The following is a 16,101-nucleotide window of genomic DNA, read 5'->3' on the forward strand; positions in this document are numbered from 1 at the left end:
GTTTGGGTAGCGGACCAGGCCCGGGTATGGGGCTGCCGCATGGGGTGGGAGTTTCAGGTGGCTACTCGGCGTGCGCGTGTGACGCGCTATGTCTCTACGGGCGTGGCCGGAGCATTGTTGGCGGGGCTGTTGTCGACGGTGTCGCTCGTGTCTCCTCAGGAAGCGGGAGCGGCAGGCGATCCGACACCGGTGGTGCCGTCGCAGTCGTTGGGGTCTGTCCCGCCGCAGCAGGCAGAGGAAGTGGGCAAGCCGCTCCCGGCGCCGGATTGGCCGCAGCAGGCCGAGGCGAGTGTCGACCTGTCGAATGTGGAGCCCGGAAGTCCGGGCACGGTCAGTCCGTCACCATCGGCGAGCGGTGAGCCCGAAACTCAGGTCGGCGACGTGGTCGAGGTCGCGCCGCTGCCCGCAGAGGAGGCGGCTGAGCCGCAACTCGGCGCCGTGCGGCAGCTGGACGAGGACACCGCCTCACCGACAGCCAGCAGCACACAAAGCGCAGATCCGTCCACGAACCCTTCGCTCTCGTCACCCGTCCCCACGCCGTCGGCGAGCACAACGGACGACCCGGCCGGTAGTTCCATACCGTCGGTATCGCCGGATCAGGTCGACGTACGGGTGCTGGACCGCGAGGAGGTTGCACCTGCCGGCGGGATCGGCATGGGCCTGCAGGTAACCCGTACCGACGGGGTCGACGAGCCTGGCCAGGTCCGCGTCGACATCGACTACTCCGGCTTCAAGTACGCCTACGGAGGAGATTTCGCCTCCCGGCTGCGGCTGGTGAAGCTGCCGGCCTGCGCGTTGCAGACCCCCGATGCGGCGGAGTGTCAGCAGCGGGACGTCGTGCCTGCCGAGAATGACACGGCCACGGGCACACTGACCGCGACGGTGACCGCCGAACCGGACGAGCAAGGCGTGACGACGCAGCTGGGCACCAGTGCAGGCACAAGCGTCTACGCGCTTACCACCAGCTCGTCCTCCGACAAGGGTGATTACCGCGCCTCCACTCTGTCGCCCACGGGTTCGTGGAGCGTGTCACCGGGTTCCGGAGCGTTCAACTACAACCTGCCGATCCGGCTGCCGTCCCCGCCGATGGGCTCCGCCCCCTCGCTGGCGATGTCGTACAACTCGCAGTCGGTGGACGGACGCACCTCCGCGTCCAACAACCAGGCGTCCTGGGTCGGCATGGGCTGGGATCTGAGCGTCGGCTTCATCGAGCGCCGGTATCGCAACTGCAGCCAGGACGGCCTGAAGACCATCGGCGACCTGTGCTGGGACTCCCCGAACAGCACCAAGGAACCTGACGGCGCCGTCTACGTCATCAACCTCAACGGTGTCAGCTCCGAGCTCATCCAGGACAACACCGGCACCGGCTCTTACCACGTCCAGGCCGACCCGGGCTGGCGGGTGCAGCGCCTGTTCGGCGGCTACGGCGCCGGCCGTGACGGCGAGTACTGGGTCATCTCCTCCCAGGACGGGCACCGCTACTACTTCGGCTGGGGACGCTCCGAGCGCACCACCACCGCCACCGCCTCCGTGTTCACCGTCCCCGTCGTCGGCAACGACGCCGGGGAGCCGTGCCGCGACCAGTTCCCGGAGCCGTGCACGCAGGCCTGGCGCTGGAACCTCGACCGCGTCGTCGACGCCAACGAGGTCGAATCGATGTACTTCTACGACAAGGAGTACAACCACTACCGGTCCGTCGCCGACACGGACAAGGCACGCTCGTACGTCTCCTCCGGCTACGTGAAGGAGATCCAGTACGGCTGGGCCTCCCAGATCGCCGGCAGCGCGGCGCCCGCCAAGGTCGAGCTGTCCCACGTCAACCGGTGCATCGAGCGGATGACACAGGACGACCCCCTGCGCAAAACAGCCGCCACCTGCCCCACCTTCAAGGACAAGCCGACCTCCTATCCCGACGTGCCGATCGACCTCATGTGTGACGGCACCTCCGCGGACTACAACTGCGCCGGCAAGACGTACTACCCCACCTTCTTCTCCACCGACATGCTCTGGGACATCAAGACCTACGTCTCGGACCAGGACGGCACCGGCTGGGACCTTGTCGAGCAGTTCCAGACCAAGCACGGCATGCCCAACCCCGACGGGGCGGTCGGCAAGACTCTCTGGTTGGACTACCTGCAGCGCGAGACCTACGGCAACGGCACCGGCACCGTGCTGCCAGTCATCAACTTCAACGGCGTCGACCTCGACAACAAGGTCGGCTCCACCGAACTCAACTTCCGCCGCGTCAGCGAGATCCACGGCGACACCGGTGCCACCACCACCGTCTCCTACGGCTTCGCCAACCCCTGCACATCGGACAACCTGCCCAGCCAGTCGTCCAACACCATGGACTGCTTCTGGCAGAAGTGGACGCCTGAGGGCGAGACCGAATCACGCTCCGGCTGGTTCAAGAAGTTCCTGGTCACCAAGGTGGTCGTCGACCCGACGGTCACCACCAACCAGGACGGCGCGCCGCTGATGACCACCACCTACACCTACGAGGACGGTGCAGGCTGGCGCTTCACGGACGACCCGCTCAGCCCCGATGAGGACGAGTCCTGGTCTAGCTGGCGCGGCTACCAGGAGTTCGAGGTCACATCTGGTGCCAGCGTCAACAAGCACTCTACCAAGTACTGGCTCTACCGTGGCCTGGACGGCGACCGCACCTCCAAGACCGACCCCTCGGCCACGAAGTCGGTCAAGGTCAACGACGGCTACGGCACCGACCACACCGACTCCGAGTGGCTGAGCGGCCAGACGCTGTCCACCTCCACCCGCGACGACCAGGGAACCGGTCAAGCTCACACCATCTACTCCTACTGGAGGCACAACACCGCCCAGTACGACGGCCTGCCCGACGCCCGCTTCGTCCGCCAGTCCCAAGCCGTCACCAGCACCCTGCAGTCCAACGGCACCTGGCGCGAACACGGCGTCGAGCAGGAATACGACGACAACGAAGGTGCCTCCACCACCTTCGGCCTGGCCATGCGCACCCACGACTGGGGCGAGAGTGGCGTAAACGACGACCGCTGCACCACCTACGGACGCGCCTACAACACCGACAACTACGACTCCACTGGCGCCCAGCGCTGGATGGTCGTCCAAGACCAGGTCAAGCACTACTCGGTCGGCTGCTCCAGCATCAGCGACGCCAATCAGGACGGCTACAGCTCCACCCTCTACGACAACTCGACCGCAGTCGCCGACAACCACCCCACCGACGGCAACGCTACCGAGGTCCGCACTTACACCAAGGGCGGCACAGGCTCTGACTCGTACCGCAGGCTGACCGGCGGCTACGACAGAGCAGGCCGCGTTACCTGGGTCGAAGAGGGCGGTAACAGCCGTCCCGTTGAGGACCAGAGCAACCGCACCACCACCACGTACAGCCCGGCCAACACCTGGCCACTGAACGGCATCACCACCACCACGCCCGACCCGGACGGTGCCGCATCGGCCCGTGGCCCGCTGACCACGACGACATGGTTGTCCCGTTACTGGGGCGTGCCGTACCAGTCCAAGGACACCAACGGCAACCTCACCAAGATCACACTCGACTCGGCCGGCCGTATCACCGAGGTGTGGGAGCCGACAGAGACCGGCAGCTCACCCTCGCAGAAGTTTGCCTACTCGATTCCGACCTCGACAAACAGCTCCGGGGTCCCCGACAGCGTGGACGGCTACCCGCACGTTACCTCGAGCGTGCTGCAATCCGGCTCCCGGTACGTCACCTCACACGCCTACACCGACGCCCTCGGCCGAGCCCGCGAGACCCAGGTACCGCTGCCGGACGATTTCGACTCCGCGACGAAGCAGACGGTGCCGTACCGGCAGGTGACGGTCACCCGCTACGACTCCTCCGGGAATGTCGCCGGCACCTCCAATGTCTTCCGCAACCAGGGCACTGCGGGCAGCGGCGGACCCTCCAGCCCCGAGGCCGCAGAGCTGCCCTCCTTCAACGACTTCGTCGTCGACTGGGCCGGCCGCACCACGCTGTCCCAGCTCAAGGCCTTCAACGTCCCCAAGGACCAGGGCAAGGTCGTCACTACCTACGCCGGTGAAAAGACCACGGTCCAACCCGCGATCGGCGCGGCCACGGACACCTACACCGACGTCTACGGACAGACAGCCAAGGTCGTCGAGCACTCGGGAACCTCCGCCTACACCACCAGCTACGGCTACACCGACAAGAGCGAACTCGCCCACATCACCGACACCCGCGGCAACAACACCACCTACACCTACAACTGGGCCGGCGACCGCACCTCGACCGACGATCCCGACTCCGGGTACTCCACCACTACCTACGACGAAGCCGGCCGGATCGCCACCACCACTAGCAACGCCACCACCACCAGCAACACCGGCCAGAAAACCATCAGCTACTCCTACGACAATCTGGGCCGCGCAACCGGCATCACCTCCGGTGGCACCGAACTCGCCGCTTGGGCCTGGGACGGCATCGGTATCGCCAACGGCAAGGGCCGCGTCTACCAGACCACCAGCCATGACGCCGACGGAAACGCCTACACCACCAAAACCGACGCATTCGATACCCGCGGACGCCCCACCTCCGCCACCCAGATCATCCCGGCCAGCGTGACAGGCCTGGCCGGCAGCTACACCACCACCCTCGGATACGACGCCGCCGACAACGTCACCACCGTCGGATATCCCGCAGCCGGCGGCCTCCCCGCCGAGACCGTCACCACCAGCTATGACGAGTACAACCACCCCACCCGCACCACCTCCAGCCTTAACGGCACCGTCTACGTCAATAACACCGACTACGACCCCTACGACCGCGTTCGCCAGCGGCAATACGGCGCCGACTACAGCACCACCGGCGTCAACGCCACCCGCAGCTACGGCTACGACGACACCAACGGCACCCGCTGGCTGTCCCGCATCTCAACCACCACCAACATCAACAAGCTCATCGCCGAACAGCAGGTCGACACCTACGGTTACGACCTCGCCGGCAAGCTCACCGAACTGCGCGAACAAGCCAACACCCAGACCGCACAGTCGCAGTGCTTCACCTACGACGACCAACAACGCCTGACCAACGCCCTCACCACCACCACGGCCTCCTGCACCGGCGTAACCAACTCGGACTTCAAGGGCACCGCTCCCTACCAGACCGCCTACAGCTACGACCGCCTCGGCAATCTCCAGTCCATCACCGACAAGGACAACGCAGGCACCCTCAAGCAACGCGACTACCTCTACCCCGGCTACGACGACTCCGGCACCTGGACCACACCCAACGCCCAGCACCCGCACGCCATCCGCAACACCAAGAACAACGTCAACGGAACCACCGTCTCCACCGACACCCTCACCTACAACCCCGACGGCACCACACTCAAGCGCGTCGAACCCGGCACCAGCGCAACCAACGCCAAAACCACCGACTACACCTGGACCCCGACCGGCCAGCTCGCCACCGTCAAAACCACCAAGTCCAGCGGCAGCGAACTCACCCGCTACACCTACGACGCCGACGGCACCCTCATCGTCCGCACCACCCCAGCCGAAACCGTCGCCTACCTTGGCGGCACACAACTGACCACAACCGACGGAAAGGCCGTCACCGCCACCCGCTACTACACCTGCGGCACCTCCGCCGTGGCGATGCGCACCACCAACGCCGGCACCGGCAAGGTCACCTACCTGACCGCCGACACCCAGGCATCCACCCAGCTCGCCATCGACGCATCAACCGGCACCACCACAAGACGCCGCTACACGCCATTCGGCGACGAACGCTCCGGCAGCCTCCCCTCCGGCACCGACCGAGGCTTCCTCGGCAAAACCGAAGACACCTCCACCGGCCTGTCCCTCCTCGGCGCCCGCGCCTACGACCCCGCACTCGGCCGCTTCCTCAGCCCCGACCCGCTGCTTGCCCCCTACGACCCGCAGAACCTCTCCGCCTACAGCTACAGCCACAACGACCCCATCAACTACAGCGACCCCAGTGGCCTCCGAGAGTTCTGCGGTGCCGGTGGAAACTCCTGCAACCCGGACACACCAGCGGGACCGAGCACTTCAGACTTCTATGCCCCTACCATCAACCTCCTGGCCCCCTTCTACACAAGCGAGGTCACCCAGGTAATCGAAGAGGTGTCAGCCGTCGCCGAGAAGATACTTCCTCCGACCGTCTACGCGGCGTGGCTTCAGAGCTACACCAAGGAGCTCGCCAAAGCGGGCGATAGGTGGAACTACACCGGCGATACCGCCATCGCCGCCTTCGTGAACTCCTGTGCCGGTCCCGGCTCCGACGCCTGCACAGATGCACTGCAAAAGAAGGCACTCACTGCCGAGTTCATACGGACCTCCCAGTACACGGGTTCGGACGGACGCGGCGCCGGACTGGTTGGCGGAATAAGAGCCCTTCGTCAGGGGAAAGCTGGGATTGAGCACATCAACAAATGCTTCAACAGCTTCACCCCGGACACTGAAGTCGAACTCGCCGACGGCAGCCACAAGAAAATCAAGAATGTTAAAACCGGCGAAAGAATCCTTGCCACCGACCCGGAAACCGGAAAAACCGAAGCCCGCACTGTCCTCGCCACCATCATCACCAAGGACGACAAAGACTTCACCGAGCTCACCCTTGACACCGGCCACAAGACCGGCGTCATCGTAGCCACCGACCACCACCCCTTCTGGTCGCCCTCGCAACGCGCATGGATCGACGCCGACGACCTCAAACCCGGCATGACCCTGCGCACTGACGCAGGCACGGTCGTCAAGATCGAGCAGACGCGTGGTTTCCATGAGCGTCAAGAAACCCGCAACCTCACCATTGAGGGCCTCCACACGTACTATGTGCTGGCGGGGCAGACTCCGGTACTCGTTCACAACAGCAACTGTGACCTTCCGGAGGGGTATACCTCTTCCCCTGCACTCAAGGGTGACCCCTACCACCCGGACAAGGTAGATGAGCGCAGTCGGGGCAACCGAGAGCTATACGCCGGGACTGCGGCGGATCAGGCGGCTGCGCTTGGATATGGGACAAGAATTCCCCCACAGAAGGCGAGGGGGCTTAAAATCGATTCACATGGCCAAGATGTGTTCTCCAATGGCAAGAATTACATCTCGCGTGATATCGATGGACATAACGTGACGGCTGGCTGGAAGATGTTCAACCGTAGAGGGCAACGGATCGGAACCTATGACCCAGATCTCAACTACCTCAAGGAATAGCGGATTCTCGATCGAGGTGATCGACGAATCGGTTTCGGAGGGCGCGACCCCGTCACCATCTGAGGCTGTCGGCAGGATCTGGGTCGGCAGTTTCACGGAGACGTTCCTGATGGATCTGAGCTTCTGGGCGGTGGATGAATACCGTCGAAGCTGGGAGGGTGCTCTGAGGAAACTCGAAGGCTCCGAGAAGGAGATCTCCTGCCTCATTGCTTCGATCACCGATCCAGCAACCAGTAATTTCATCTCCTGCTGGCCAATGTATCGGGACGGGGAGATGATCCACGTCCAGAATTCGCTCATCTTCCTGGATGAGCTCGATGAACCGTTCGACCCGCAAGAGCCGTGGCGGTACGTAGAGCCTCACAGTGAAGTCGACGAGGATGGGAATCGTATCTCCGAGTGGGTGACGAGCGTGTGCGAAGTGCGGCAGTTCAGTGAGTCCGCCTGGGGCTTGTGAGGGCACGCAAGCGCAAATATGAAGCCCCGCCAGATCGCGCTTCTGGCGGGGCTTCTGCACGTCGTGACGGCAGTAGTTGACGGCAACGTCTGCGGACGAAGGCGGCGCGGGATGGCGGCTCATCTCCGTCGCTGTTGGCCGTCTCGATGGTTTCGGGGCTGCCGAGTGCGGTGCTGAGAGTGTCGATAGCGTCGCGCTGGAGGCGGAGTCGGACGTGGGCGTAGACGGTGGCGGTGCCGCCGGTGTGCGCGTGACCGAGGAGTTCCTTGATCATGACGAGTTCGACTCCCTGTTCCAGAAGCAGGGTCGCAGTCGAGTGCCTGAGGTCGCGAAATCGGATGCGGCGAAGGCCGGCCTTGCGGAGGAATGTGGTGAAGGTGCGGGTGAGGTTGGTCGGGTCAATCGGTCTGCCCTGCGCTGTAGTGAACACGTGCCCCTTGTGCTGCCACGCACTGCCGGCAGCCTCACTTTCGCGCTGCTGCTGTTCATGGTGGAGCTGCAGGGACTCGGCGCAGCGGGTGGGGAGGGCGATGCGGCGTTCGGAGGCCCGGGTCTTGGTGGGCAGCGTCGTGAGCCCTCCTGCGCTGGTGCGCTGAGGGTTCGGCGGATGGCGGCGGTGCCCGCGTTCAGGTTGAGGTCTTCCCAGTGGAGGCCGAGGATCTCGCCCTTACGGAGTCCGGTGGAGGGGCGAGTTCGAACAGCGCGTGCAGCCTATGGCCCTGGGCCGTAGTGAGGAGTCGGCGGGCTTCGTCGGTGGTGAGGGGTTCGAAGCGTCGGGGACGTGGGGCTGCCGGTGCGGACGTTGCGGGCGACGTTGCGCGGGATCTCTTCCTCGCGGACGGCGTGTTCCAGGGCGGACTTGAGTACGGAGTGGATGTAGGTGAGCGTCAGCGGGGAGAGCAGCATGTGGCAGCACTGGCCAGCGGCGCAGCAGCGAGGCGGGTCGCGTTGGGCGTCGATATCGAGCGTGCAGCACTGGCAGGTGGTGCGGAACTGGTTGAGCCAGGCGTCAGTGCGTGGCTGGTCTGGACGGTGGTCCTCTACGTGCGGGCCGATGGAGGCACACGGGCATCACGGCCGAGATCAGCAGCGCTTCCGGCGCCTATCCCGTCACCGATTCCACGGCAGGGACCGTCGGAGGGTCGGCGTGCCTCAGCAGGTGGAGCCCCGCCCAGGTGGGCGGGGCTCCGTGCGGTGGCTGGCTCGCGACGGGTTGAAGTCCGTCGCGGGGCGTGGTGGCGAGCCGCGCCATACCGGCCATCGTGCAGTCTCCGGGCCCAAGCGGGGACAACGAACCCCATACCCGAAGACTGCGATTGCGGGGGCGGTGAATGTACCCGCCTCGTCAGCCGCGCTGAGCCTTCTGCTCGAGGATGCGCCGGCGCGTCCATGCCCGCCTGCCACGGTCAGTAAGGCCGTCGGTCTCTTCCAGCAGCGGCAAGTTGCCCTGGGACAGGGAGCTGGCGAAGGAGTTGAGACTCTTGAAGCCGAGAAGCGCCGCGGCCTGGGTACCTGACAGCAACTCGTCGGGATCGCCGTCCGCCGGCACGTGGGGCAGGGCGGGTGCCTGCCGCGTCGCTCCCGCGCGTTTGCCCTTGCCGGGCCGGCTGGCGAGCCAGGCGTCGATGGTCCGGCGGCGCCACTTCTTCCGCTGGTTGGTGCCGAGTTCCTCAACCTCGTCGGGCTCCGGGAAGTAGCCCGGGTGCTCGATCAGGTAGGTGCTGATCTGGCTGCGGTTCGCGTAGCCCAGCAATCTTGCGACCTGCGCGGGGTTCAGGAGTTCGTCCGGGTCCCCGCTGGGCACAGCCAGTTGCTGCAGCCGCGAACGCTCCCTGGCCTCGTACCACTTGCGGACTTCGGTCGCGTCCCACAGCCGTGCGCGGCCGCGCTGGTCGACATGGGCGGGGAACCCGTTCTTCTCGCGCTCCGCATACAGCGAGTTGATGCGACCGACGCTGAGCCCGAGTTCCGCGGCGATCTCCCTGGAGTCGACGGGGTCCTGCTTCTTCGGCTTGCCAGCCATGGTGGTCGCATCCGTCCTGAGCGCGATGGGCCGGCCCCTCCGACCCAAAACCCATAATGGCATCAATGTCGGAAGGGTGTCCAGCTGCCGGCCGCTCTTTCCGACGATGCAGTGCTCAGAACTTCTCAGCGAGGAGACAGACACCCTGACGCGCAGCATGTGCCGCCAACTCGTCGAACGCCATCGCACCCGGAGTGTGCTGCCATGAGCCCAGAGCCAGAAGGCTCAACGCCTCCTCCCTGTTCTCTGCTCCAGGAAAGCCTGCCGCGGCGCTGTCCTCACACAGTTGCTCGGTGGTCCGCGCGCGGGAGCGAACGGCAAGCTCGCTACGCGTCTCTTCAAGCCCCTGGTGGTAGAGAGCGTTACCCTCGTACACCAGGCGGCGCAGCCGTGCATCCTTGGCGGTGGCGGACTCGGCAGCGAGCTTGAGGAGGAGCTCGGTGATGGTGGCCATGACTCTCAGTATGCCTTTCAGGCGGGACTGCCGGACGGGGCGGTAAAAGGGGGCGCGCTTGCCGCTTCCCCGGAGGGGAACCATCGAAGCGCTCGGTTCGCGATGGGACGCGTTAGGTGTCGGGCTGCTTGGGGTGAGGCCGTCGGGCTGGCAGCCCGAGCCGGATCTCCTCGCGTTCGCGGCGCGTGCGACCGAGCGGGAACACCCATCGGTGGGCGCCGCGGTGCCGGACGTTGCGGGTGCCGACCTCGGCCAGGGCCTCGCGCAGCCAGACGGCGGGTTTGGTGCCGGGGCGTGGCCGCGGGGCTCCGAGCGCGATGAGCTGTTCCTGGGCGTATCGGTAGCCCTGTTCCTGGCGGCGGATCTTCTGGGCGGCCCGGTCGGAAGCGTGCGAGTTCCCGGAATCCTGAACGCACGCAAACGTGAACCCGCCCCAGGATCGCGGCAGAACCACGACTCTGGGGCGGATTCGCGATGGTCGGAGGTCGCTGGTTGCGTCCGGATAGCTTAGTGCGGCCCATAGCATGGTTCTGCCCGGCACGAATTTGCCGGTCCAGCCGGACGGAGGAAGGCTTGCCAGCGGCAGCCCACAGTGCCCGTTGCTTCTTCACCGCCCACCCGAGGATGTGGACGATGGTGTCCGCGGCTTTGAGCGGCTGGCGGTGAAACCCGACGAGCGGGCGCTGGTCCACGTGCAAGAGCGGCAACGTCGACGCCCGCCAGCGTTGCACCGTCCGGCCAGGCGGCAGCGACGGACCCGCTACCGAACGCTGGCGCGCCTGCTGTTACCCGGCGGGCACGTTCTGTGAATACTTAGTTGTCAGCGGGAGGTCGGTTATGCGTACTTCTGGAGGAGATTACGGAGCTGTGGCGAGGCGAGGTAGTTGGCGACCTTATGGAAATCGAAGGCGTGGATGGGTTGATTCCTCGGCTCTTGAACGCCCTCGAAACAACGCGAGATGCCTTGAGGCGGGATGGCGACGAGGTCCCCGGGGTCTGCGAGGTTGACCCAGCAAGCCACGCTTGGGGGCCGCTGGCCCCTCCCGTCGACGGGCGTGGGCTGCAGGCGCGGGAAGACGGCGTGGGGTAGGGCTAGCGGTGAACCGAGCGTGACCAGCAGATCCACGCTTAGCTCGGAGTGTTCCCACAATGTCTCGTACGCCACGACGGAGCCGAGGGAGTGGGCGATCACGACGGTAGGTTGGTGCGCGGCCAGGGCGTCGGCGATACGGGAGCGAACCTGTTGGCGCGCTGGCCCCCGTAGGTAGGCCGCGACTTCGCGGAAGCAGACGGCAACGAACCATTCAGTGGCAGGCTGTCCTAGACCGCGGGTTCTGGCCAGCCATGCCAGAGCCTGGCGCAGCGGAGCGGTGGCGCGTCCAGCAGCCGTGGCATCAGGGAGTCCGCATGCGTCCAGCCACAAGGAGACCAGTTCGCGCTCGAACTCATCGAAGGAGTCCAGGTCGTCTCCTCCTTGAGTGCCCTGACGCCGCAGCAAGTCGGCGTAATAGGCAACCGCCACTTCTACACGCGGCTCTGGTCCCTGACCATCCTCTCTGTGCTCGCTGCGCCAAAGCGCGCTGGCCCAAAGGTCCGCCAGGTGCGCGGCTGCTGCGTCTGGCGGCTGAGAGGCACGGAAGTTGCCTACCCCATGGATGCCAAGAATCCTCATCCGTATGACTCCTTTCCTTGGTCCATCACCATGACTTCAGCGTCGAGCCCCAGTACGAGAGCACCATCTGTAGCCGCCACCGCGTGGACCTCAAGCCCCACGGCCACGATGGAACAAGCACCGCCAACCAGATCCCACGCGCGCACCGTGCCGTCGGTTCCGCCGGTGACCGCGACGGTTCGGCCGTCCAGGACGGCGCACGCCACCGCGGACACCCCTCCCGTGTGGCCGGTGAAGGGCTGGCCGATCCGTTGGCCGGAGTTGAGGTCCCACGCGCGCACCGTGCCGTCGGTTCCGCCGGTGACAGCGACGGTTCGGCCGTCCAGGACGGCGCACGCCACCGCGGACACCCCTCCCGTGTGGCCGGTAAGGATGTCGTCGAGTTGATCGCTATGGACGAGGTCCCACACACGGACCGTGCCGTCGGTTCCGCCGATGACGGCCACAGCCCGGCCGTCCAGGACCGCGCACGCCACCGAGGACACCCCTCGATACTCGCTGCGGGTGGATCGAAGTAACTCCCCGCTGGCAAGGTCCCACATGCGCACCATGCCGTCGTCGTCGCCGGAGACCATGAAGGTCAAGCCTGCGAGGGCAGTGAGCGCCACAGCAGTCACCCCTTTCCCGTAACGGTCGGTTACGAGGATCTGGCGGAGCGGCTCGCCGGAGTTGAGGTCCCACACGCGCACCGTGCCATCGGTACTGCCGGTGACGGCGACAGCCCGGCCGTCCAGACGGGTGTGTGCCACCGAGCTCACACTTTTCGTGTGGCCGGCGAGAGGCTGGTTAAGCGGTTCGGTGGAGGTGAGGTCCCACACGCGCACCGTGCCATCGGTGCTGCCGGTGACGGCCACAATCCGGCCATCCAGGGCGGTACACGCAAGCGCACTGAACTCCCCGACGTGGCTGGGGTTTTCCTGGAGCGGCTCGCCGGAGGTGAGGTCCCATACGCGCACCGTGCCATCGGTGCTGCCGGTGACGGCCACAGCCCGGCCATCCAGGGCGGTACACGCCACCGCAGACACCTTCCGCGTGTGGCCGGTGAAGGTGTTACGGAGCGGCTTGGTGGAGGTGAGGTCCCACACGCGCACCGTGCCATCGGTGCTGCCGGTGACGGCCACAGCCCGGCCATCCAGGGCGGTACACGCCACCGCAGACACGTCCTGCGCGCGGCCATTGAGGGGCTTACCGAACTCTTGGCCGGAGGTGAGGTCAAACACATCAACCGTGCCTGCTTTGAGGACCACAGCTCGGCCGTCCAGGGCGGTGCACGCCACCTCGGCCTCACCAGCCGGACTAGTGTCATAGAGGTCTTGGCGGTACGGCTTGGTGGAGGTGAGGTCCCACACACGCGCCCTGCCGTCGATGCCGCCGGTCACGACCACAGCTCGGCCGTCCAGGACGGTGCACGCCACCGAACACACCAATTGAAAGTGGTCGGTGAGGAACTGGTGGAGCGGCTCGCCGGAGTTGAGGTCCCACACCCGCACTGTGCTGGCTAGGTTGCCAGTGACGGCGACGGTCCGGCCGTCGAGAGGGGTGCACGCCATCGCGAAGACGCCGCGGGGGCCTTTGATTAAGGGTTGGTCGAGCGGCTCCCCGGTGATGAGGTCCCACGCCCGCACCGTGCCGTCGACGCTGCCAGAAACGGCGACAGCCCGGTCGTTGAGGGTGGTGGCCACCACTGCGGTCACCTTGTCGGTATGGCCAGCGAGGGTGTGCTGAAGTCCTGCCATGAGGGCGCTGCCGGTTGCCCATCGGGGCCGCCACGCTCGGACGGGAAGTGGCCTGGTGAGTTGATGGTGCATGGAGGTGGCACGGTGCCGTGCAGCATCGGTGGCGAGGATCGTGCGGCGGGATCCGGGGTGGGTGTGGCGATGGAGATGCAAGGAGGTTCGGTACACGGCTGCGGTTAGGGCAGCGGTGGGCGAGGTGGCGCTGGAGAGCGCCGCAGTGAGGGTGGAGGCGTCGGCGTGGACAAGGAACTCAGCGTCAGTGATCAGCTCCTCCATTTTGCCAGCGTCTGCGGCGTGCTCGATGGAGTGGCGGAGCAGATATGGAGCGGCGTTGGCCCAGACGATGCGGTCGGCCTGGGTGCGGGGAGCAAGCAGCGTGTTCAGGACGAGTTCGGCCGCAGGGATCTCGTCGCGCGGCGCGTTGGTGTCCTGGAGGGAGGCACGGTGGTAGGGGTGGGTGCGGAGGTGGTCTGCGAGGCCTTGGTGGAAGGGGCGGTAAAGGGTGGTGCCGTCGGAGTCGATGTGGGTGCGGAGGTAGAACATGGACTCGTCGAGGATCTGAGGGAAGCACTCTGGGTCGGCGGTTTGGCGCAGGGCTTTGGCGAGGGGATAGGCAAGTTCGGCGGGGATGCCGTTGCCTTTGGCGTGGGCGATCGCGACCAGGAGCGCCCGGGCGGTGGCGGGGGTGGAGCGGGAGCTGAGATCGAGTTCGAGAACGTCCGGCAGGGTGACGGGGACCCTGTTACCCAAGTTCTGCGCGGAAGGGATGTCTCTGGCTGCCGGGGTAGAGACGAGGTAGCTGGTGAAGACGGATGCGACCAGGAACTCACCCCACTTTTCCCCCTGCTGGGGGGTGCGGGCAAGGCGGGCGGCAGCGGTGCTGGCGAGATGTTCCCGGACCGGGCGGGCTGGCCCGGTCCGGTAGCCGTTGGTGTGGGTGAGGACGTCGTCGAGGTAGGCGGTCAGGTCCTCTTCGAGTTCGTCTGTGGGGGACCGGTCGAGGTCCATGAGCAAGCCGGTGGTTTCCGCGCGGGCTTTGAGCTGGTCGAACTGTTCCCAAGGGCGCATGCCGAGCAGCAACCGGCACACCGGTTGCCCGTCGGGACGGCAGGCACCGGTAAGGGGCAGCAGCAGGCCCTCGGTGACGTGGCTGGGGTTGACCGCCTCATCGAGGGCATCGACTACCAGTACCGGCGGTTCCGGCATGGCCCGCAGGGCGTCCATGAACTCTTCAGCGGTCCATTCGTCGTCTGGTGCGGGCAGGTGTAGCTGGCGTGCGAGTGCGCTCAGGACGGCCGGCAGGCTGCGCTGGCGGGCCTGGACGGCTGCCAGCAGCTCGTGGAACGCTGGCCGGCACGCGCCGGGGAGGCGTTCGCGGATGTGTGCGGCCTGTTCGGCAAGCTGGGGGTGCGCAGCGCACATGAGGGCGCCGAGCAGGGCGGATTTGCCGGTGCCGGGGCTTCCTGTGACCACACATAGGCGGGGCGCGTCGGGGGCGTCCAGCCAAGGTGCGAGCAGACGGAGTTGGCTGCGGCGGCCGGTGAAGTGGCGGCCGGGTTTGTCGGTGAAGTGCCGGGCGTCGACCGGGTCGAGTTCTTCCAGGAAGTCCCTCACCGGCGGGTCCAGGGCAGCTCGCCGTGTGCGGACAGGGTCGGCGGCGAAGGCGGGATGTGCGGGGTTGGGGAAGAACGGCAGCTTCGGCTTGGGGGCACTGGGGTCCATCAGCGTGGCTCGCACCGTCTGCACCCGGCCCCCGGCCGCCTCTAGCCGCATCCCGATGTGCCGGGCCACCAGATGAAAGTCGACGAACTCTTGCGAGGGGTCGGTGCCCAGTCCCGTGTGAGCCAGGTCTTCCAGCACCTCGGCGACGGCAGTACTGAAGCGGCCGTCGTAGGCTTCCTCCCGGCCGTCCGAAGCCGCGATTACCCACGCGTAGGTCTGCTGCCCGGCCTCGTATGCGGAGGACGGCAGCCGGGCGGCCACGCCTGAACCGCACAGATCGACCAGGAACAGCGACAGGCGCCCCTCAGCGTCACTGTCGGAGATCCATCCGGCAACGTTGGTGTCGCGGCCAACCTGACCGTCGGCTGGCACCATGTCCAGCCGCATCCGGTCAGGGTCGGCCTGGCCGTGGGAAATCACATGCACAATCCGGTGCCCGCCCCCGCCTTCACCGTCAGCAGGGACCAAAGCACCCCGCAAGTCTTCCTGAACGGGGTCGATGCGGCACCGCACTCGATAGCCGAGCTGGCCGAACGCGTCACGCACACGCGGAACCAGCGATTCCACGAACTCCAGCGCGGGCCATGTCGGTGTCCCGACCGGCACCTCCTCGCCCTTGGGTACATGGTCACGGAACGTGCCCACACCGATGATCACCGCGTCACCTTGCGTCATACGCCCCCTTACGGCGCTACTAGCATGGCCTCCGCTCAGCAGGCATAGTACGAAAATGCGGTACTTCATGGTCGACGGAGCGTGGTTCAGGTACTTCGCCGTCCGAGTCGAGATAAGGGACGCCGCTCTCGGTCGCATCGGCACGATGGT

General features: G+C 66.1%; 7 protein-coding genes and 1 pseudogene. 2 read left to right on the forward strand and 6 right to left on the reverse strand.

Features of this window, described 5'->3' with window-relative positions; translation table 11 throughout:
* Positions 1 to 78: 78 nt before the first annotated feature.
* Both ACZ4VA_RS14285 and ACZ4VA_RS14290 read left to right on the forward strand, forming a co-directional pair.
* Positions 79 to 7,212, forward strand: coding sequence for an RHS repeat-associated core domain-containing protein (locus tag ACZ4VA_RS14285; RefSeq protein WP_468081430.1), 7,134 nt, complete (start codon positions 79 to 81; stop codon positions 7,210 to 7,212).
* Positions 7,181 to 7,669: a hypothetical protein gene (locus tag ACZ4VA_RS14290; protein WP_468081432.1), complete on the forward strand. Its 489-nt coding sequence runs from the start codon at positions 7,181 to 7,183 to the stop codon at positions 7,667 to 7,669. Before ACZ4VA_RS14285 ends, ACZ4VA_RS14290 begins: the two co-directional genes overlap by 32 nt.
* 112 nt (positions 7,670 to 7,781) lie before the next feature.
* Here ACZ4VA_RS14290 and ACZ4VA_RS14295 read toward each other — a convergent pair.
* The 6 genes and pseudogenes from ACZ4VA_RS14295 to ACZ4VA_RS14320 form a co-directional block, all read right to left on the reverse strand.
* Positions 7,782 to 8,674, reverse strand: a pseudogene (locus ACZ4VA_RS14295) (tyrosine-type recombinase/integrase); the annotation flags it as partial.
* Between the two features lie 340 nt (positions 8,675 to 9,014).
* The gene (locus ACZ4VA_RS14300; protein WP_468081434.1) at positions 9,015 to 9,692 is read right to left on the reverse strand and encodes a helix-turn-helix transcriptional regulator; all 678 of its coding nucleotides are present in this window, start codon (positions 9,690 to 9,692) and stop codon (positions 9,015 to 9,017) included.
* Between the two features lie 115 nt (positions 9,693 to 9,807).
* Positions 9,808 to 10,146 (reverse strand): hypothetical protein, encoded by a 339-nt coding sequence (locus ACZ4VA_RS14305; RefSeq protein WP_468081436.1) that lies wholly within the window; start codon positions 10,144 to 10,146, stop codon positions 9,808 to 9,810.
* A gap of 112 nt (positions 10,147 to 10,258) precedes the next feature.
* Complete coding sequence (locus tag ACZ4VA_RS14310) at positions 10,259 to 10,600, reverse strand: hypothetical protein (RefSeq protein ID WP_468081438.1); 342 nt, start codon at positions 10,598 to 10,600, stop codon at positions 10,259 to 10,261.
* A gap of 381 nt (positions 10,601 to 10,981) precedes the next feature.
* Positions 10,982 to 11,818: a serine peptidase gene (locus ACZ4VA_RS14315; RefSeq protein ID WP_468081440.1), complete on the reverse strand. Its 837-nt coding sequence runs from the start codon at positions 11,816 to 11,818 to the stop codon at positions 10,982 to 10,984.
* Positions 11,815 to 15,951 (reverse strand): AAA family ATPase, encoded by a 4,137-nt coding sequence (locus ACZ4VA_RS14320; protein ID WP_468081442.1) that lies wholly within the window; start codon positions 15,949 to 15,951, stop codon positions 11,815 to 11,817. Before ACZ4VA_RS14320 ends, ACZ4VA_RS14315 begins: the two co-directional genes overlap by 4 nt.
* Positions 15,952 to 16,101 lie beyond the last annotated feature (150 nt).

Source organism: Streptomyces sp. NPDC028308 (genome assembly GCF_055565855.1).